Raw genomic sequence first — 19365 nt, forward strand, 5'->3', positions numbered from 1 at the left:
CGCGAACCGCTTGTTTTTATGTGTAGTTATGCCGGTAAACCTTATCCTGATTACTGCAGAGATCGCGTTGATTCTCACTTAACCCAGACCCGTTTTGTCTAAAAATAAGCACGGAAAGGTAAAAATAAGGTAAATGACACATTTTTTCGCATGCGAAAATAAGTTGTTTTTAATTGATTTAAATCAATTTGCACCGCACAAAGGGGACGAAAAAATGTTCATCCGAGGCGATGGAAACAATTTTTTACGTGACTTTCAGAACGTGAAAAGCGCCCCTGCCGGGCAATGAATGAGGATGCGGAAAACGCGGTGCGGGCCGCAATAGCCCGCGTATGAGAGAAAGGGAAATCAGGCGTTAACTTTATCCAGCGGCCAGGAATCAAACAGATAACCATCAAAATCAATGTCATCGACATTTGAAAACTCCAGCAGACGCTGTTTGACATTTTCCAGATGCTGCCACATGGCCAGCTTGGCCGCGCGGGCATCTTTTTTGATTAATGCAGCCAGGATCTGTTTATGGTCGCCCATCCACTCTTTCCGGTAGTGGGTATCGTCGAGGTGGCTATGGAGCTGGATCCACATCGGGTTGTTCTCACGCCACTGCCATGACTGGCGAAACAGCTCCACCAGCATGCTGTTATGCGTGGCTTCAGCTATGGCGAGATGGAACTGCATGTCGCCGCTTTCAGAACCGTTCGGCTCGCTGGAAGCCAGCTCCCGCTCTTCCAGTTGCAACGCCTGGCGCATTTTGACGATATCTTCGCGGGTAGCCTGCAGCGCGGCAAATTCGGCAATGTTGCTTTCCAGCAGCTGTCGCGCCTGCAACAGTTCAAACGGGCCCGCATCATTGCAATGATTTGCATCCGTACTGTCGATAGTCTGCGCATCCGCATTGTCGAGCACGTAGATCCCGGCTCCGCGGCGCACGTCCACCAGGCCTTTAATTTCCAGCATGATTAACGCTTCGCGAACTACCGTGCGAGTGACATTGAGCATCTCGGCAATTTCACGCTCTGGCGGCAAGCGTTCACCGGGCTGGTACGGCGTCTGGACAATCAGATCGCGGATCATGGCACCCACTTCCTGGTAGGGTCTTTGCTGAGAAGTGTTCGATTTCATCGTGTTATGTCCGTCAGATGCGTGTAATCAGATACGGGGAATAGGTATCGAACTATAGCATTTGCGGGAGGGCAAAAACAGAAAACGGGTCAACCAAACCAATATTTTGATTGACCCGTCATAGTTCGGAAGTTATGCGTCAGCGCTTAATGCCGCAACGCACTCACGTGCGCCGTGTTCACATAGCTGTTGATACGTCGCGATAATGGTCTCCACAAAGCCAGCGTTTTCCGCCAGGTCATGACCAAAAATGCCAGACAGCCCCAGCAGCGCCGTCACGCGCTCGGCGCCCTGGTACTGTTGGTTAATGTGTTGAAATTCAGCCAGCATAGGGTCGACAACATCAATGGCCTGCCCTTGCTCATCCACACCGTGGGTGTAGCGCATCCAGCCCGCCACGCCCAGCGCCAGGTGACGCCAACTGCTGGCATTTTGCAGGTGCAGACGCACCGGATCCAGCAGGCGCTGCGGCAGTTTCTGGCTGCCGTCCATCGCAATCTGCCAGGTACGGTGGCGCAGAGACGGGTTGCTGAAACGCTCGATCAGCAGTGTCGCGTAGGCGTTGAGATCGGTGCCTTCCGGCATCGAGAGCGTCGGCGCCTGCTCCTGCATCATCAGCGCAAACGCCGCTTTGCGGTACGCCGGATTGGTCATGGTATCGGCGATGGTTTCATAGCCGCCGAGATAGCCCAGATACGCAAGGAAAGAGTGGCTGCCGTTGAGCATGCGCAGTTTCATCATTTCAAACGGCACCACGTCGGCCACGAACTGTGCGCCAACCTTGTCCCAGTCAGGACGACCGTTGACAAAATTGTCTTCAATTACCCACTGACGGAACGGTTCACAGGCGATAGCACACGGATCGTAAACACCCAACTGGTCGGCAATCTCCTGCAACGTTTCCGGCGTCGCCGCCGGAACAATGCGGTCGACCATAGTGCACGGGAAAGTCGCATTAGCTTCAATCCACTGCGCCAGCTGCGGGTCGCGCGCCTGCGCCAGCCCCAGAACTGCGACTTTCGCCACATGCCCATTTTCACGCACGTTATCGCAGGACATCACGGTAAAAGCCGCCAGCCCCTGCTCACGGCGCAGATACAGCGCTTGTACGATGTAACCAATCGCCGATTTCGGCGCGGTCGGATTCGCCAGATCGTGTTTAATCAGCGGGTTATTGAGATCTAACTGACCGCTGGCCGCATCGGTGCAGTAGCCTTTTTCGGTGACCGTCAGCGAAACAATTGCCGTCTGCGGGCGCGCCATAGCCTGTAAAATACCGTCACAGCCGTCAAGATCCGGGTGCAACGCTTCTTTCATTGATCCGATCACTTTCAGCACGGTGTTGTCCGCGCCTTTTTCCGCCACGGTATACAGCAGTTGCTGCTTGCGCAGATTTTCAATCAGTACGCAGTCGTTACCCGGCATCAGGTTAACTTCACAGATCCCCCAGTCGCTGTCAGTGGTTTCCAGCAAATGATGGGTGTACAGCGCCTGATGCGCGCGGTGAAAAGCGCCACATCCCAGGTGAACAATGCGGGATTGCAGGCGCGCGCTGTCCCATGCAGGGCGCGCAACCGGCAGGTCGCTATTGGCAATTGTCGTTGTCATCGTGAACTCCAGAACCCGTTGAAAGGCCAACGGATGAGAAAAGAAAAAGCCGGCCAGACAGGTGGCCGGCAACTCGCTTTAGCGGCTAAAGAAAGCGCGCTGGATAGCCATCTCAACGCCGCGCACTTCCGCCAGCCCTTTCAGGCGACCAATCGCGGAGTAGCCTGGGTTGGTTTTCTTTTTCAGATCGTCCAGCATCTGGTGGCCATGGTCCGGACGCATCGGGATCAGATCCTCTTTACCCTCGGCTTTACGGCGTTGTTCTTCTTCAACGATCGCTTTCACCACCTCGTACATGTCGACATCGCCATTAAGATGCGCCGCTTCATGGAAGGTTTTCGGGTTATCTTCACGCAGCGTGGAGCGCAGATGGGTGAAGTAAATGCGTGGGCCAAACTGTTTGATCATGTCGACCAGATCGTTGTCCGCCCGCACGCCATAGGAGCCGGTGCACATGGTGAAACCGTTCGCCATGCTGTTGACCGTATCGACCATCCACTGCATGTCTTCCACGGTGGAAACAATGCGCGGCAGGCCAAGGATCGGGCGCGGCGGATCGTCCGGGTGTACCGCCATGCGTACGCCAGCTTCTTCCGCCACCGGAATAATCGCCTTCAGGAAGACGGCGAAATTCTCACGCAGCGCGGCTTTGTCGATATCTTTGTAGCGCGCAAGATGCTGGCGGAACTGGTCGAGGGTGTAGCCCTCTTCCGCACCCGGCAGACCGGCGATGATGTTGCGGGTCAGACGCGCTTTGTCTTCATCGCTCATGGTGGCGAAGCGTTCATTTGCCTGAGCAATCTCTTCGGCGGTGTAGTCCGCTTCCGCGCCCGGACGCTGGAGGATATGCAGCTCAAAGGCGGCAAACTCAATCTGGTCAAAACGCAGCGCTTTGGAGCCGTCCGGTAGAACGTATTCCAGGTCGGTACGGGTCCAGTCGAGAACCGGCATGAAGTTGTAGCACACGGTACGAATACCGCACTGAGCCAGGTTACGCAGGCTTTGCTGGTAGTTGGCGATCCACTGCAGATAGTTGCCGGAACGGGTTTTAATGTCTTCGTGGATCGGCACGCTTTCGACGACCGACCAGACCAGGCCCGCCTGCTCAATAATGGCTTTGCGTTTTAGGATCTCATCAACCGTCCACACTTCCCCGTTCGGGATATGGTGCAAGGCGGTGACAACGCCTGTGGCACCCGCCTGACGTACATCCGCTAAGGTGACCGGATCGTTAGGACCATACCAGCGCCATGTCTGTTCCATGTTTTATTCCTCGTTACGTTATGGACTCGACGATATGGCACATAAATTCCTCCTTTTGGTATGACATGTCAACCTGAAGCTTAAAATTGGTTAACCAAATCACGATTTATTCTATTGAGATCGCCATTTTACGGCCATGTTGCTCAGTAAGAATGTAAACATGTAACGCAATGTGACATTCATCGCATCAATGGTTAACCAATATATGTAACATCTCAACCAAAATCATAATAGTTCAACCAATAAAGGTAGACGTTATATGCACGTTCTCAATATTCTGTGGGTCGTATTCGGCATCGGTCTGATGCTGGTGCTCAATCTAAGATTCAAAATAAACTCGATGGTCGCCCTGCTGCTGGCGGCGCTCTCGGTCGGTATGCTGGCGGGTATGGATTTAATGGAGCTGCTGCACACCATGAAATCCGGCTTTGGCAGCACGCTGGGTGAACTGGCGATTATCGTGGTATTCGGGGCGGTCATCGGTAAGCTGATGGTTGATTCCGGGGCGGCGCATCAGATTGCCCATACGCTGCTGGCGCGCCTCGGCCTGCGCTATGTGCAGCTGTCGGTAATCATTATTGGTCTGATCTTCGGCCTGGCGATGTTCTATGAAGTGGCATTCATTATGCTGGCGCCGCTGGTGATCGTCATTGCTGCAGAAGCGAAGATCCCGTTCCTCAAGCTGGCGATTCCTGCCGTTGCCGCCGCCACCACCGCCCACTCGCTGTTCCCACCGCAGCCGGGTCCGGTGGCGCTGGTTAACGCCTACGGTGCGGACATGGGCATGGTTTACATCTACGGTATTCTGGTGACCATTCCGAGCGTGATCTGCGCCGGGCTTATCCTGCCGAAATTCCTCGGCAACCTCGATCGCCCAACGCCGTCATTCATGAAGGCCGACGTACCGGTTGACCAGAATAACCTGCCATCCTTCGGTGTTTCTATCCTGGTGCCGCTGATCCCGGCGATCATCATGATCTCCACCACCATCGCCAACATCTGGTTGGTGAAAGGGACGCAGGCGTGGGAAGTGGTCAACTTCTTAGGCTCTTCACCGATTGCAATGTTTATCGCTATGGTTGTCGCCTTCGTGCTGTTTGGTACCGCGCGTGGTCACGACATGCAATGGGTGATGAATGCCTTTGAAAACGCGGTGAAAAGCATCGCCATGGTGATCCTGATCATCGGCGCGGGCGGTGTACTGAAGCAGACCATTATTGATACCGGCATTGGCGATACCATCGGTATGCTGATGTCGCACGGCAATATTTCTCCGTACATCATGGCGTGGTTGATAACCGTGCTGATTCGTCTGGCAACGGGTCAGGGCGTAGTCTCAGCCATGACGGCTGCAGGGATTATTAGCGCCGCCATTCTCGACCCGGCAACCGGTCAACTGGTGGGCGTCGATCCGGCGCTACTGGTACTGGCAACGGCGGCGGGCTCCAACACCCTGACCCATATCAACGATGCCTCGTTCTGGCTGTTCAAAGGCTACTTTGACCTGTCGGTGAAGGATACGCTGAAAACCTGGGGTCTGCTGGAGCTGGTGAACTCCGTGGTTGGCCTGATTATCGTATTGATCATCAGCATGATTGCATAACGTCGATACCGCTCTGGCCCGCAGCGCCAGAGCGGTTATCCATCCTGCCTCAACAATCCTCAATAATCAGATACACCGCCTTCACCGGGCCATGCACCCCAACCACCTTGATAAGCTCAATATCCGCCGTCGAGCTGGGCCCACTAATGATGTTAATGCACGATGGCATACGCTCACCGGCCTGCGCCTTCTGATGCAGTTTTTCCGCCAGTTGCGCCACGCGCGGCAGGATAGTGCTTTTACGCAGCACGAAAATTGAGGATTCCGGCAACAGGCTCAGGGAACGCCCGCGCTCCGGCGCGGAAAACAGCACCACGCCGCCGGACTCGGTCAGGCCATACTCGGCATACACCACGCCCACTTTCGCCTTTTCGGCCTGGGTAATATTTTCGCTGCCACGCGCCGGATCCCAGACCACGGCGTTGCATTCCTGTTGCAAGCGTTCGGTAATGCCCAGCGCCGCCAGCCGGCTGTCGCCGCTCAGCACCACCGGCTGCTGACCCAATTCTTCGCACAGACGGAGCGCCGCGTCTGCGGCCTGGTCCTCGCGAGTCAGCTCACAGCGAGCCAGCATCACTTCACTGGCAAACTGGACAAATGCATCGCAGCGCTGCTGCGGGCTAAGTTCGGTCAGGCGCTCGTTAGCATAGTTGTTAACTGGTGCGACATCCGCTTGCGGTTCGAAGCGCAGCGGGCGACCCAGCGCCTGGGCGATGGTATTTAAAAACGCGGTACGGTTATCCATTCTTTTTCTCCTGCGCCTGATGTTTCTTAAACCAGCTACGGAAGCTCTCGCCGTCGGCATCAGGCAGATCGCGCGCCTCCATCCAGTCACCAATCGCGCCAACCTTGAGCGGCGTTTTGCCGCCATTGATAAACCAGCTCGCCGCATGTGCGCCCGCCATCATCCCGACTTTCCACAGCCCAGGATGACTATTGGCGTAGGCGAACATTTTGATCGCCCGTCGCTCGGCTTTCGGCGTAATGCCCTCCTCGGCCATCACCCGGCGATGACGCAGGATCAGTTTTGACAGCGGAATCTTAACCGGACAAACGCTGTCACAGGCCGTGCATAATGAACAGGCGTATGGCAGATCTTTAAAATCTTTATAGCCGCCGAGCAGCGGAGAGATCACCGCGCCGATAGGGCCGGGATAGATAGAACCATAACCGTGTCCGCCAATGTGGCGGTACGCCGGACAGGTGTTCATACAAGCCCCGCAGCGGATGCAGCGCAGCACATCACGAAACTCTGAGCCCAGCACCTGCGAGCGGCCGTTATCGACAATCACCAGATGGAACTCTTCCGGGCCGTCGACGTTATCCGCCTCGCGTGGGCCGGTCAGCCAGGTGTTGTAGCCCGTCAGGCGTGCGCCCACGGCGCTGCGCGCCAGCATGGTGATCAACACATCCACCTCGGCAAAGGTCGGCGCGATACGCTCCATGCCCATCACCGCAATGTGCGTTTTCGGCAGCGTGGTACACATGCGCGCGTTACCTTCGTTGGTCACCAGGCAAACAGAGCCGGTTTCCGCCACGGCAAAGTTACAGCCGGTAATACCGATTTCGGCACTGAGGAAATCCTCGCGGATCTTCTGGCGAATGAACAAGGTCATGGCTTCCGGGGTTTCCGGGCCGTCATACCCCAGACGCTCATGCAGCACGCGGCGGATCTGATAGCGATCTTTATGAATAGCCGGGACCACAACGTGCGAAGGCGGATCCTGATCCAACTGCAGGATATATTCGCCGAGATCGGTTTCGATCACCTGAATTCCGGCATCCTGCAGCACATGGTTGACACCGATCTCTTCGGTCACCATCGACTTGGACTTCACCACCTTCTTCGCATTTTTACTCTGCGCAACCTGCAGAATATAGCGGGTGGCGTCTTCTTTGGTTTTGGCGAAATAGACGTGGCCGCCGTTTTCCGTCACTTTCTCGGAAAGTTGATACAGGTAAGCATCGAGGTTGCTCAGAACGTGGTCGCGGATCTGGCTGGCACGATCGCGCCAGTCTTCCCAGTGGCCTAGCTCATCAACCATTTTCTGCCGATTCGCACCAATACGCTCCTGCGCGTTGGCCACGGCTTTGCGCATGATCGGATCTTCGATCTGCTGACGAATGCGCAGTTTAAATTCTACATCGCTGGTTTTTATCGACATCTCTTTCCCCTCAGCGGCTCATCAGCACTTCAGCAATATGCATCACTTTGACCGGCTGGCCTTCGCGTTGCAGTCGGCCACCAATGTTCAGCAGGCAGCTGACGTCAGCGCCAATCAAAAACTCCGGCTTCGCATCCATCAGATGTAAAACTTTCTCTTTCACCATCTCGCCGGAGATCTCGGCCATCTTGACCGAGAACGTCCCGCCAAAGCCGCAGCAGGTGTCCTGATCGGCAAACGTCAACAACTCCAGTCCGCGCACGTTTTTCAGCAGCGTGAGCGGCTCTTCCTTCACCCCCAGTTTGCGGGTCAGGCTACAGGAAGGGTGATACACAGCGCGGCCCTGCAGGCTGGCACCCACGTCCACCACGCCCAGTTTGTTGACGATAAAAGAGGTGAGATCCTGCATACGTCCGGCAACCTTCTCGGCGCGCAGCGCCCATTCAGGCTCATCCACCAGATACGTCGGGTAGCTTTTTACCGCGTAGGTGCAGGAGCCTGCCGGGGAGATAATCGGATCGTCGTTGTCTTCCAGCGCGGCGATCAGGTTTTTCATCCCGGGGATCGCCTCTTTGATGTAACCGCTGTTGATGGCTGGCTGACCGCAACACCCTTGCTTCTCGGGGAAATTAACGCGACAACCCAGTTTTTCCAGCAGCAATACGGAGTCTCGTGCCATCCGTGATTTCAGTGCGTCACCAATACAGGTAACAAAGAAATTTACATTCACAATAACTACTCCATTGCTTCATTTCTGTTTATTGCGCTTGATATCGCGATATCAAACAAATGTTCATTCGTATTTCATGCCCAGTTTTTCTGTTTGCTGGTTTTACCAATACCTGGGTTCATGGTGATGCTCTGATCGTTTTCCTTTGATGACGACTCTCCTCTTCTTATATCAGGACAATCGCAAATGTCTGTATTTTCATTTGTATGACAAAACCAAATAATCCCCTAATCGACTCGCACATGCAATACCCTGGTTTATTTATTTCGGCCTCGCTCACATTTTTATATTGGAAACCACAGCGTTATTAACACCTTAGAAAACAGTTTCAGGTGATTACCACTGTTGTCACTACCATTATCAAAAAGTTTATTAAATAACTACTTATAGGTATTTAATCGGCACTTAAGTATATTTACCCGGCATTGGATTTTAATTAAAAGATTACAATAGTTACAAAACCACAAATCATAATTACTTTATTCACTGAAGCGATTCAGTTTGCATACTTTATTAGAACAGCAATGTAGCCTCCCCACCATAAATATAAATCAGGTTTAATGAACCAATTGGGAATAGCAATGAACGAATATTTTATGTTTGCCCTGGCACTCTCTCCGTTACTACTGATGGTATTTTTAATATTGAAATTGAAAATGCCCATCCATTATTCAGTACTGATCTCTTTGGTATTCACCGCTGCACTATCGGCAATATTCTGGGAAATGCCCGTACAAAATCTGAAAGCCGCGATAGGCTATGGCGCGCTGAAGGGATTATGGCCGATTGTGATTGTGATCCTCGGTGCTATCTTCAGTTATAACGTCATGCAGGCGACCAAAGCGCTGGATATTCTGCGCGATATTCTCGCCAGTATTAGCGAAGATAAGCGTATTCAGGTGCTGCTGATTTCATGGTGCTTTGGTGGATTTCTTGAAGCCGCGGCGGGTTATGGTACAGCGGTCGCCATTCCGATCGGTATTCTTATCGCATTGGGTTTCAATCCGCTGAAGGCGGCAATTGCCTCTTTGGTGGCAAATACCGTTCCCACTGCATTCGGCGCGGTCGGGATCCCGGTTTCTATTCTGGCAGAACAGGTTAACCTACCGGTTTATACCTTAGGCGGAACCATTATTCTGCAGCTCGCGCTGTTTAATATCCTGCTGCCGTTTGTGATTGTCTGCATTATTGGCGGCGGCCTGAAAGCCATTCGCGGCGTATTTCTGATCACGTTGATTTGCGGTATTACCACGCTGGTTCCGCAGTATTGTGTCGCTATTCATCTCGGTGCTGAATTACCCGCCTTTGCCGGTAGCCTGGTCAGCCTGTTTGCCGTGGCGATGGTTAGCCGCCTGCGCAAAGGGAAAACCGATCCCGAGTGGCGAATTGAAGTCAGCCATACCCGCGAAACCACGCCGCGCTCGGCAAAAGTGTTGTTCCGAGTTGGCTCTATTTATCTGTTTATTTTTGTGTTTATCCTGATGTGTTCGCCGCTTTTCCCGACGATAAAAGGCGCAGCCTCACAACTGGCCTCGGTGCTACATTTCACGTTGGCTGACGGCAAAACGATGGCGTTGAAAGTTGAATGGGTGACCACACCAGGGATGCTGATCATCTTTGCGACCATTATCGGTGGTTTTATTCAGGGAGCGTCCGCACGCGGGATGCTGGAAGTATTTATCAAAACGATTTTCCAGCTTAAAAACTCTATCGTCGCAATTATGGCGATCGTCGCGCTGGCCACGGTGATGGATCTCAGCGGGATTATCTCCACGCTGGCGCAGTCGATTGTCGATCTGACCGGCAGCTCGTACGTCTTCCTCGCCCCGGTGATTGGCGCGCTGGGCACGTTCGTTACCGGCAGCGATACCAACTCGAACATTTTGTTCGGAAAACTGCAAACCATTGCCGCCAGCAAACTGCATATCGATCCCAACTGGCTGGCAGCGGCCAACACTTCTGGCGCAACGGGCGGGAAAATGATTTCGCCGCAAAGCATCGCCATCGCGGTATCCGCCACAAAAATGGACGGTCAGGCCAACCAGATCATGTCTGGCACCATGAAATACTGCTGCGCCTATATCGTGATCCTCGGCTTAAAGGTTGGCCTCTTTTATTACTGGTTTATGGCGTAAGCCATTGTCAACCCCGTCAAATTTGCGGCAACCGTATTTGACGACGCGGTGACCAAAAAGGTTTACACCTCCCCGGAAACGGAACGAGGCGACAGACTTTACGATTTGTCGGCGCTGACTAAAATAGCGCCGATGTTTCAAATCGAGGATTGTTGTTATGTTGTTCTGGAAAAAGATGGTGAAGAAGTTCGACGCCTTTTCCGCGTTGATTCCACCACGCTACTTCCGCGTGTAATATTGGGCACTTATGCCTGATGGCGCTTCGCTTATCAGGCCTACGTTTCGCATTCATTTGTAGGCCTGCGTTTCACGCTCATTTGTAGGCCGGATAAGGCGCTAGCCGCATCCGGCAGCAGCGTAAAATGTTCACCCCTTTCTCTTACGCAGTCCGCACGCTCTTAACATCACAACCCAAATACGAAGCCATGCAAAACGGTAGACCAGCGGATGCTGAAACCTCAGCAATGTCAGAAACACAGAGCCCCCTTGCGGCGTCAGATCACCGTTGCCTGATAGCGAACCTGTGGGTCCATAATCTGGTGGCGCGCGTCAATCAGCCGCAGTTCATACGAATCATGTTCTTTCGTCAGCCGCATTACCGCGTCAACAACACTGGTGGTCCGCTCCAGTGCCTGCTTGTCCTCATAGCCATTGAGCAGTGAGGCCAGCATCACGCTGCAAATCAGATCCCCAACGCCGACCGGCATTTTGGCAAAGGTATACAGCGGCCGGGCAATGTGTAACGTCTGTTCCGGCGTCACCAGCAGCATTTCAAACGCCTGTTTGTCCCGCGAACAGTCGCCGAGATGCTTCACCAGCACCTTCTTTACGCCCCACGACACCAGCTGCCGCGCCGCTTCCACCACCTCGTCAAAACTACGCAGTTGTCTGCCCGTCAGCACGCCCAGCTCATAGAGATTCGGTCCCATCATGTCGGCCAGCTGAATGGCGTCATCGACAAAAAATGACTCCACTCCCTGCGCGACAATGCAGCCTTTTTGCGGGTCGCCCATTACCGGATCGCAAAAATAGAGCGCCTGCGGATTACGCTGACGAATGGTGGTGACCGCGTGCTTCACCTCTTCACAATGGCGTTTATCTCCAAGATACCCAGACAATACGGCATCGCATTGCGCCAGCTTTTGCAGGTCATCCAACCCGCTGATGATCGCGCTCAGCTCGCCGTGCGGCATCGCCATGCCCTGCCACATCCCATATTGGGTGTGGTTGGAAAACTGTACGGTGTAAAACGGCCAGACATCGATCCCCGAGAGCTGCATCGGCAACACAGCGGCTTTATTTCCGGCATAGCCATAAACAACCGACGACTGAACAGACAACACGTTTTTCATTTTGACTCCGTCTAACGAAACGTTGGCAGCAGACCAAATACGTCCAGAACAACCGTCAGATAGACAACCGCTCCGCAGACAATCACCAGGTTAAGCACGGTGTTATTACAGGGCGCGGTATAGCTGGCGGTCGGGAAACGTTTCCGCGCGGCTTTCACCAGGAACGGCGGCAGGATCACGCTCCAGATGGTAAAGGCCAAACCAGCGTAACCAATCGCGTGCACAAAACCGTTCGGGAAGAAGAAGCACACGGCGGCTGGCGGGAAGTAGGTCACCAGCGCGGTTTTCAGGCGACCCATGCCGTCGTCCGGGAAGTGAAACAGGTCAGCGATGTAATCGAACAGGCCAAGCGTCGCCGCCAGCAGGGAACTGGCTACTGCGAAGTTGCCGAAAAAGGTGAGGATCAGATCCATATATCGGCTGGTGAACAGCCCGCTGATGGCCTCGACAAACACATCGATATTGCCGCCTTTGGCGATAATCGGCGGGAATGAGGAACGGCTGATGTTACCCATCGTCACGCCCAGCCAGAAAATATACAGCAGCAGAGCAAACAGCGTACCGATGATAATCGAACGCGTAATATTCGAGACTCCGCTTGTGCCATACAGTTTAACCAGGCTTGGCACGTTACCGTGAAAACCAAACGAGATGATGCAGAACGGCAGCGTCATCAGGATGTACGGCAGATACTGCGAATTGGGCAACGCCACCGCCACGCTGTCGATGAGTTTTGCCACTTCGATATGGCCAATCAGCCCGGAGAACGTGGCAAAGAACGCCACAAACTTACCGATAATCAGCACGGTAGTGATGCGTCCGACCAGCAAGGAACTATACCAGGCAATCGCGCCGACCAGCATACTGACGATCACCACCGAGATATTCGCCGGAAAGCGCACACCGCTGTATTTGAACACGGTTTGCGCCATCACCGCCGACGAACCGGAGATATAGGCATAGGTCAGAATATACAGCACAAAGCCGAAAGCGATACCCACCACGATATTCCACTTCCGGCCTAATAAATCCTGAGTAAAAGTATTAAAACTGGCACCGGCGCCATAATGTAGGTTAACTTCGACCAGCATCAGACCGGTTAATAACATCATGATGGCGATAAATAGAAGAATAACAGACGCACCGGGGAACCATACGCCGGCCATCGCAATCGGCAGGGAGAACATCCCGCCACCCACTACGGTCGCGATAACCAACATGGTTCCGCTAATCAGTCCGGGGGTACTACTCTGTCGCTCAATGGCATTAATATCCATGATAAATGTTCCTGTAGACTATTCGTTATAATTACAGCTGTCATTTGTACATCATGCGGATAATAAAAATGTCGGAGTCAGGGTTTACTTTTTTTAGTTATGTCACGGTAACGGGCACCGCAAAGGCTTCCTGTTCATGGAAAAGGAATACAAAAAAGCCCCATCACGTGATGGGGCCATAACTATTTTTTAGATGTAATCAAAGCGTGCAGTAAAGAAACGCAACTGCTTCGGCTCGTAAATAAACTTCAGCCCGCGAATATCTTCTTTATGCTGGTAAAGTTTAATAATGCCGTCAGCCACGACATCCATATGTGCGTAGGTATAAACACGACGTGGAATAGTCAGACGCACGGTTTCCAGTTTCGGTCTGTGGTGTTCACCGGTCACGTTATTACGGCCCGCAGAGATAATTCCGCGCTCCATACTGCGCACGCCGGTTTCCACATAGATGCTGGCGGCCAGACTTTGTGCCGGGAACTCATCTTGCGTCAGATGCTCGCAGAAGCGACGCGCATCGAGGAATACCGCGTGACCGCCTACCGGTTCAACAATCGGTACGCCAGCGGCTTTCAGCTTATCGCCCAGGTAGCGAACCTGCTTCACGCGGTGCTCAATATATTCGTACTGCATGGCTTCACGCAGGCCAATCGCCATGGCTTCCATATCACGTCCGGCCAGGCCGCCGTAAGATGGCATCCCTTCGTAGACCACGACTAACTCTTTGGCAGAAGAGAACATTTCGTCATCGTTCATGCACAGGAAGCCGCCGATGTTCACCAGACAGTCTTTTTTACCACTCATGGTGCAACCGTCGGCGTAGCTGAACATCTCATGCACGATCTCGGCGATGCTCTTGTTCTCAAAGCCCTGCTCTTGCTCTTTGATAAAGTAGGCGTTTTCTACGCAGCGGGTAGCGTCGTAGAACACTTTAATGCCATGCGCTTCTGTCAGTTCACGCACCGCACGCATGTTCGCCATGGAGACCGGCTGCCCGCCAGCGAGGTTAACCGTTACCGCCAGGCAGATATACGCAATATTCTCTGCGCCTTTTTCATCAATCAGCTTTTGCAATTTTTTAAGATCGATATCACCTTTAAACGCAATATTCAGACCGGCATCGTGCGCTTCGTCACGAACGATATCGACAAACACCGCACCATTTTTTTCCTGGTGATAACGGGTGGTAGTGAAATACATATTCCCGGCAACATATTGCCCAGGTTTAATAGCCAACTGCGATAACAGGTTTTCTGCGCCACGCCCCTGGTGAGTCGGAACAATATGTTTAAAGCCAAACAGTTCCTGCACGGTTCTTTCCAGATGATAGAAGTTTTCACTGCCCGCGTACGCTTCATCACCCATCATCATTCCGGCCCACTGCTTGTCGCTCATTGCGTTAGTGCCACTGTCTGTCAGCAGGTCAATATAAATATCTTTCGAATTTAACAGGAAAGTATTGTAACCCGCTTCCTGCATTTTCTTGAGGCGCTCATCACGCGGGATCATAGATACAGTTTCAACGCTTTTAATACGGAAGGGTTCTGCCGGATAATTCATTTTGTTTCTCCAGTAACAGTGGTCATGTACGTATTAATGTGAAGTAAATCATACCTGGTTCATCAACAAATCCTGATGAAATATAACTATTCGCCTCCTGAGTCAGGGGGAGAAATAATGTGGAGGCACTATGCAAGATTTGATTGATTATGGAAATAGCCCGGTCAACATTAATCACTGGCAATAATTTAAAAAGCTGTAAATGTGAGTGATGCAAATCACACGTCATTTTTTTACCCGTTAATATTCAACAAGTTTTTTTTTGCGTTTCGATTTGCCATTCGTCGTAGTGTGTCTGCGGAGAGTGGAAATACTGAAAACATAACTTTCCAGGCTGTTCTCATAATGTATTGGTGAATGAGTACACGCCATTTTGTGAGAGTCGGATCACTTCACGGAGTGATATTTGTGATTTACATCACTAAAAGTGTAAAGCAAAGTGTACAAAACGATGTTGTTTCAGAGTTTACTATTTGCTTCAGTGAGTGAGATCGCATTTTTGGCCAGATGCAGAGGAGCATTATTTTCTGGAAATGGCAGGTATTTGGCGGATTGGATGAGAATGGATTTATACGGTGAATAATACCGGATTTATTGGGGTGAAGGCGTTTTCTATTTATTCCGAAAGCGTGCTATTCGCGCTTATTTCATCTTATTTACATCTGGACTTCCCCCAGGATACTGGCGTAATTTACAGGGGTTTTATTAGCGCGATGCGAAGGTGCGCCAACACCTGCACATCGCTAATCACAGTAACTATTTCACGAGAATAGCCATCATGACTGATACGCATTGTATTGCAGTTTCATTTGATCCAGAAGCCCACGCCGCAGATAACCGCCGCCTGAAGGTGGGTTATGCGAGCCGTTATCCTGATTACAGCCGTATTCCGGTGAAGTTCGTCCGGTTTCCGTCCATTGTGATGAAGGGCCAGTGGCTGAAAGCCGCCGGATTCGATACCGGCACCGACGTTGATGTTCGCGTAATGCAAGGCTGCATCGTATTAACCGCCCGCACCGCCGACCCCGAAGAGTCAGAACTGATGAAATCCCTGCGCGCCGTGGAAAAGCTCTCCGCGCGTAAGCAAAAGCAGGTACTGGAGTTTATCGGGGTGATTGCGGGGAAAGCGTTGAAGGGGTGAGATTGTAATTGTGATTGTCATTGAGGCGCCTGCGGGGCGCCTTTTTTGAGGAAGCATTTTCATATGATTTTTTATATCAGCACTAGAATATTTAGCTCAAGAATTAATATCTCTAATTAATAACCAATGTCGATATTCTTAATGTTATTTGAGAAACTGTTACTCAGGTCAACTATTTCACCATCTATTTTTGTTATTTACATGCTTTCATTTCTAGCCATCTTATTTTATTAAAGGATTGCCATGGCCGATATAGAAGGCATTGCAAGAAGGATCTATAACATTATCATTTCACCTGATACAGTCACAGGACTTATCAATGGTGGCCTGTCTGTTCCTTTAGATTATGGATATATGATTTACGGTGTCTTTGATACAGACAGCAGATTTAAACGAGAAACAGAACGTATTCGCATCATGACAGCCATAAAAAATGACATTCTAAATTATGAGAATATCGTCAATGCTGTTTCTCGCATCTTTCATCTTTTTAACAATTTCTTATCCGAACAGGCACAAGATAAAATATACAGAACCGTTATTACATCTATAGCAGGAAGGATTATTGCAAATACAATCGCCTCAAACATTGCGAAAGCCGTTATCGAAAAAACATCTTTCACTTATGTTGTCTTTAAGGGTAAAGGTAATCCCATAACACTGTTAAGCACCTTCCTTTTATTGGGAGGTATGACCGAACGTTCTATCAGGACATCGGATGGCCTCAGTACAGATGCACCCGAGATATACGAGTTATTAAGGCCTCATGACTACGATCTTCTTTATTTCCTTTTCATTGATGCAGTACAACCTTTCGTTGATGCTATACATGCTGGATATACAGAAGGCAAACCTACTTTTATAAAAATAATTGAGTTAGTGGGAGAACATTTAAACGGTAAGTCTAAGGACTGGTAACATGAAAAAAATTATCACCCTAATAATAAATTCATTGTTTTGTGGGTATGTTGCCACCCTTTGTTTAATTTCTCTCATCGAATTCGATTCATGGCAGGATAAAATCCTTGCCATTATTATCATCGTTGTAAGCGCTTATATTATCGCCTTTATAGCCAATAGGTTCTTACCAACAAAGATACACCTGATGGGGGGAGTTCTTGATCTATTATCCGGTCCATTGCTAATCGCAGGAGGCCTCGCCTGTTTCGCTTTTCTTGAACCCTGGCCCATAAAAATTATTGGAACATTCGTTTGGATTCTCATCATGCTTTATTTCCCTTCCCGTATAAATATAGATAAGGACTAATCATGTCAAACCCAGCCTATCTGTGGTTAACCGATGCAAATGGCTCCCCCGTAATGGGAAGCTCACAAGTCGCTGGACGCATTGGTGCTATTGAACTGAAAGCAGTCACTCATCACCTGTCTGTCCCTGTAGATGGAAATACAGGTAGACTGACAGGAACGCGTGTGCACGCGCCGATTACAATACAGAAGGAGTTTGATAAAACAACGCCCCTTTTGTATAAAGCGTTAAGTGAAAGCCAGACATTAAAATCAGCCACAATAAAAATGTATCAAACTCTAGAGGTTGGTATTGAAAGTGAATATTTCAATATCATTTTAGAAAATGTAAAAGTGACAGGAATCACACCAAATTTATTCCCCGGTTCGGGAACAGGAACCCACAATGAAACTATTCAGCTAAGATATGAGGCTATTACATGGAAGCACTGCGATGGAAATATCATTTATAAGGATGCCTGGAATCACAGAGTAATTTCGTAACTGCCATTGAGTATTTCACCAGCACAGAAAGAATGTGCTGGTGGTGAAAGCATACGTTTTATGAACAAACGAGGTCATTCCTCTCAAATAAACAGCGAGATACACCACCAAAACTTTTGAGTAAACTGATACTGCCATTATTCTTCGTATAATTATTTCCCAGATTTTGTCGATGCAATCAACATCTAATTGCGTCAGTATCCTCTGTAAGCATACAGTCAATCATATAACCAGTGACCTGCTCTGGCTGATTCTGCGAACATACGCACAGTAAGCGGTTTTGACACTTGTTTGATGGGTTCTTTCGTAAACCACTTTCGATAGACCGATTCTCTTTCCCTGGGGTAATAGGCTTCGAAATCAATGACTGAAACCTCAACGTTATATTTCTCTCCAAAATCTTCAATGGCATACGGTAATTCATCCCATTCAGCGTAACCTTGCAGCGGCGTATCAAGTTCAATCGGGATAAGCTTGAAAGTAAACGTTACCGCGAGAGATAACTCCCCCCGAAAAAATTCCAATACCTCGTTATCCTTCACCATCAAAGATCCTTCGATATGCAATAATTTGCTTACTTATTGTACTCCTGCGTCTCCAGTTTGGGGAACGGTAAACGCCATGGCGTATGTGTTTTTCAGAAAACATAAAAGTGATGTCGGTAGCGCATCAACCCGTCTTTGCTTGATCAGGTGATATTTTGCGAGCATCATCGCAATTATTTACCTGATAATGAAATCAATGACTTCCAGTAAAACCCTGCAACAGGCGATTGCCGACATCACCATCTGGCGTAAAGGCGAGCAGCGTGCGCCGCACAAGCCCCTGCTGCTGCTTCATGTGCTGGCCGGTTATCAGCAGGGTCACGGTCGCCTGTTTGACTACGGTTCGGAAGTTCGCGACCCGTTGCATAGTCTGCTGGAGCGATTTGGACCACAGCGCGCGCAATACCGCCCGGATATGCCTTTCTGGCGCTTACAGGGAGATGGGTTCTGGGAGCTACAAAACGCCGAGCACTGTTCAACATCCGGTAGCAGCAAACAGCCTCCTGCCGGAGAACTGGTGTCGCACAACGTTACCGGAGGTTTTGATGAACAGCATTTTGCCCTGCTGAAAAAGAGCAAGAGCCTCATCAACGCCCTGGCCCAGCAAATCCTCGAGGCGCACTTCACCGAAAGCATCCAGGAAGAGATCGCGGATGAACTGGGATTTGATATCCTGCAAATCCGCAAACAGCGGGATCCATTGTTCCGCCAGCAGGTTCTGCGTGCCTATAACTATGAATGCGCCATTTGTGGCTTCAATATGCGCCACGACAGCACCTCAGTCGCCCTGGAAGCCGCCCATATCAAATGGAAACAGCACGGCGGCCCGTGTGAGATTTCAAACGGCCTGGCGTTGTGTGCAATCCACCATAAAGCCTTTGATAAAGGTTCGATTGGGCTGGATGAAAGTATGCGGGTTCAGGTGTCCACCGCAGTGAATGGCAGCGGCATTGTTGGCAGACTGTTCTGGGATTTCGACGGGAAGGAGATTGCTCTACCGATGATACGCGAGAATTATCCAAAAGAAGGGTTTGTGGAATGGCACAGGAAAGAGGTGTTTAGAGGGTGAGTGCGAAGGCCGGACTCGAACCGGCACGTATTTCTACGGTTGATTT

Annotated in this window: 17 protein-coding genes; 7 read left to right on the forward strand and 10 right to left on the reverse strand. The window is 50.8% G+C overall.

The annotated features are described in order from the left end of the window. Positions 1 to 348: 348 nt before the first annotated feature. From uxuR to uxuA, 3 genes are all read right to left on the reverse strand, one after another. Positions 349 to 1122 (reverse strand): Uxu operon transcriptional regulator, encoded by a 774-nt coding sequence (gene uxuR / locus OGV85_RS10580; protein WP_003033268.1) that lies wholly within the window; start codon positions 1120 to 1122, stop codon positions 349 to 351. 132 nt (positions 1123 to 1254) lie between these two features. Then, the gene (locus OGV85_RS10585; RefSeq protein ID WP_061548391.1) at positions 1255 to 2730 is read right to left on the reverse strand and encodes a fructuronate reductase; all 1476 of its coding nucleotides are present in this window, start codon (positions 2728 to 2730) and stop codon (positions 1255 to 1257) included. Positions 2731 to 2808: 78 nt separating this feature from the next. Beyond that, complete coding sequence (uxuA, locus tag OGV85_RS10590) at positions 2809 to 3993, reverse strand: mannonate dehydratase (RefSeq protein ID WP_003837169.1); 1185 nt, start codon at positions 3991 to 3993, stop codon at positions 2809 to 2811. Between the two features lie 259 nt (positions 3994 to 4252). On the opposite strand from uxuA, the gene gntP reads away from it, so the two are divergent. Next, positions 4253 to 5596, forward strand: coding sequence for a gluconate permease GntP (gene gntP / locus OGV85_RS10595; protein ID WP_003033260.1), 1344 nt, complete (start codon positions 4253 to 4255; stop codon positions 5594 to 5596). Between the two features lie 49 nt (positions 5597 to 5645). On the opposite strand, the gene OGV85_RS10600 is transcribed toward gntP, so the two are convergent. Genes OGV85_RS10600 through OGV85_RS10610 form a run of 3 tightly spaced genes read right to left on the reverse strand, consistent with a single transcriptional unit; the run spans position 5646 to position 8491 of the window. Beyond that, positions 5646 to 6341 carry a LutC/YkgG family protein gene (locus tag OGV85_RS10600; RefSeq protein ID WP_003837166.1) on the reverse strand — a complete coding sequence of 232 codons (696 nt, stop codon included), beginning with the start codon at positions 6339 to 6341 and terminating at the stop codon, positions 5646 to 5648. Continuing rightward, a complete protein-coding gene (locus tag OGV85_RS10605) occupies positions 6334 to 7761 on the reverse strand; it encodes a LutB/LldF family L-lactate oxidation iron-sulfur protein (RefSeq protein WP_016149492.1) in 1428 nt (475 codons plus the stop codon). Before OGV85_RS10605 ends, OGV85_RS10600 begins: the two co-directional genes overlap by 8 nt. A gap of 10 nt (positions 7762 to 7771) precedes the next feature. Beyond that, positions 7772 to 8491, reverse strand: coding sequence for a (Fe-S)-binding protein (locus OGV85_RS10610; protein ID WP_003033252.1), 720 nt, complete (start codon positions 8489 to 8491; stop codon positions 7772 to 7774). Positions 8492 to 9072: 581 nt separating this feature from the next. Between OGV85_RS10610 and OGV85_RS10615 the strand changes: the two genes are divergently transcribed. Continuing rightward, the gene (locus OGV85_RS10615; protein WP_061548392.1) at positions 9073 to 10626 is read left to right on the forward strand and encodes an L-lactate permease; all 1554 of its coding nucleotides are present in this window, start codon (positions 9073 to 9075) and stop codon (positions 10624 to 10626) included. A gap of 494 nt (positions 10627 to 11120) precedes the next feature. Here OGV85_RS10615 and pdxY read toward each other — a convergent pair whose 3' ends face one another. The 3 genes from pdxY to OGV85_RS10630 all read right to left on the reverse strand — a co-directional run bounded on the left by pdxY (position 11121) and on the right by OGV85_RS10630 (position 14815). Beyond that, on the reverse strand, positions 11121 to 11978 hold the full coding sequence (gene pdxY, locus OGV85_RS10620; protein WP_003837157.1) for a pyridoxal kinase PdxY: 858 nt from the start codon (positions 11976 to 11978) through the stop codon (positions 11121 to 11123). A gap of 11 nt (positions 11979 to 11989) precedes the next feature. After that, positions 11990 to 13255, reverse strand: a complete 1266-nt coding sequence (locus OGV85_RS10625; RefSeq protein WP_003837156.1) for an aromatic amino acid transporter — start codon at positions 13253 to 13255, stop codon at positions 11990 to 11992. A 189-nt stretch (positions 13256 to 13444) separates the two neighbouring features. Then, positions 13445 to 14815 (reverse strand): tyrosine phenol-lyase, encoded by a 1371-nt coding sequence (locus OGV85_RS10630; protein ID WP_003837154.1) that lies wholly within the window; start codon positions 14813 to 14815, stop codon positions 13445 to 13447. A gap of 778 nt (positions 14816 to 15593) precedes the next feature. Here OGV85_RS10630 and symE point away from each other — a divergent pair. The 4 genes from symE (at position 15594) to OGV85_RS10650 (ending at position 17705) form a co-directional block, all read left to right on the forward strand. Continuing rightward, positions 15594 to 15956, forward strand: a complete 363-nt coding sequence (gene symE, locus OGV85_RS10635) for an endoribonuclease SymE (protein WP_181522654.1) — start codon at positions 15594 to 15596, stop codon at positions 15954 to 15956. Between the two features lie 243 nt (positions 15957 to 16199). After that, positions 16200 to 16874 (forward strand): Ssp6 family T6SS pore-forming effector, encoded by a 675-nt coding sequence (locus OGV85_RS10640; protein WP_048219800.1) that lies wholly within the window; start codon positions 16200 to 16202, stop codon positions 16872 to 16874. A gap of 1 nt (position 16875) precedes the next feature. After that, positions 16876 to 17223, forward strand: a complete 348-nt coding sequence (locus OGV85_RS10645) for a hypothetical protein (RefSeq protein ID WP_048219801.1) — start codon at positions 16876 to 16878, stop codon at positions 17221 to 17223. Positions 17224 to 17225: 2 nt separating this feature from the next. Continuing rightward, positions 17226 to 17705 (forward strand): Hcp family type VI secretion system effector, encoded by a 480-nt coding sequence (locus OGV85_RS10650; RefSeq protein ID WP_003031579.1) that lies wholly within the window; start codon positions 17226 to 17228, stop codon positions 17703 to 17705. A 218-nt stretch (positions 17706 to 17923) separates the two neighbouring features. On the opposite strand, the gene OGV85_RS10655 is transcribed toward OGV85_RS10650, so the two are convergent. Continuing rightward, complete coding sequence (locus OGV85_RS10655) at positions 17924 to 18250, reverse strand: DUF1493 family protein (protein ID WP_040230261.1); 327 nt, start codon at positions 18248 to 18250, stop codon at positions 17924 to 17926. Between the two features lie 196 nt (positions 18251 to 18446). Here OGV85_RS10655 and OGV85_RS10660 point away from each other — a divergent pair, with 196 nt between their 5' ends. Continuing rightward, entirely contained in the window at positions 18447 to 19319 is an 873-nt protein-coding gene (locus OGV85_RS10660; protein WP_082804816.1) for a phosphorothioated DNA-binding restriction endonuclease, read from the forward strand. Positions 19320 to 19365: the final 46 nt, after the last annotated feature.

The organism is Citrobacter sp. Cf132, assembly GCF_030333885.1.
GTDB classification, from domain to species: Bacteria; Pseudomonadota; Gammaproteobacteria; order Enterobacterales; family Enterobacteriaceae; genus Citrobacter; species Citrobacter freundii.

Bases quoted from the DNA above. Each gene is read 5' to 3' on its own strand.
- OGV85_RS10625 (WP_003837156.1), bottom strand. From the start codon at position 13,255: ATGGATATTAATGCCATTGAGCGACAGAGTAGTACCCCCGGACTGATT.
- OGV85_RS10660 (WP_082804816.1), top strand. From the start codon at position 18,447: ATGACTTCCAGTAAAACCCTGCAACAGGCGATTGCCGACATCACCATC.
- OGV85_RS10630 (WP_003837154.1), bottom strand. From the start codon at position 14,815: ATGAATTATCCGGCAGAACCCTTCCGTATTAAAAGCGTTGAAACTGTA.
- uxuA (WP_003837169.1), bottom strand. From the start codon at position 3,993: ATGGAACAGACATGGCGCTGGTATGGTCCTAACGATCCGGTCACCTTA.
- OGV85_RS10615 (WP_061548392.1), top strand. From the start codon at position 9,073: ATGAACGAATATTTTATGTTTGCCCTGGCACTCTCTCCGTTACTACTG.
- symE (WP_181522654.1), top strand. From the start codon at position 15,594: ATGACTGATACGCATTGTATTGCAGTTTCATTTGATCCAGAAGCCCAC.
- uxuR (WP_003033268.1), bottom strand. From the start codon at position 1,122: ATGAAATCGAACACTTCTCAGCAAAGACCCTACCAGGAAGTGGGTGCC.
- OGV85_RS10645 (WP_048219801.1), top strand. From the start codon at position 16,876: ATGAAAAAAATTATCACCCTAATAATAAATTCATTGTTTTGTGGGTAT.
- OGV85_RS10605 (WP_016149492.1), bottom strand. From the start codon at position 7,761: ATGTCGATAAAAACCAGCGATGTAGAATTTAAACTGCGCATTCGTCAG.
- gntP (WP_003033260.1), top strand. From the start codon at position 4,253: ATGCACGTTCTCAATATTCTGTGGGTCGTATTCGGCATCGGTCTGATG.
- pdxY (WP_003837157.1), bottom strand. From the start codon at position 11,978: ATGAAAAACGTGTTGTCTGTTCAGTCGTCGGTTGTTTATGGCTATGCC.
- OGV85_RS10640 (WP_048219800.1), top strand. From the start codon at position 16,200: ATGGCCGATATAGAAGGCATTGCAAGAAGGATCTATAACATTATCATT.
- OGV85_RS10650 (WP_003031579.1), top strand. From the start codon at position 17,226: ATGTCAAACCCAGCCTATCTGTGGTTAACCGATGCAAATGGCTCCCCC.
- OGV85_RS10600 (WP_003837166.1), bottom strand. From the start codon at position 6,341: ATGGATAACCGTACCGCGTTTTTAAATACCATCGCCCAGGCGCTGGGT.
- OGV85_RS10655 (WP_040230261.1), bottom strand. From the start codon at position 18,250: ATGGTGAAGGATAACGAGGTATTGGAATTTTTTCGGGGGGAGTTATCT.
- OGV85_RS10585 (WP_061548391.1), bottom strand. From the start codon at position 2,730: ATGACAACGACAATTGCCAATAGCGACCTGCCGGTTGCGCGCCCTGCA.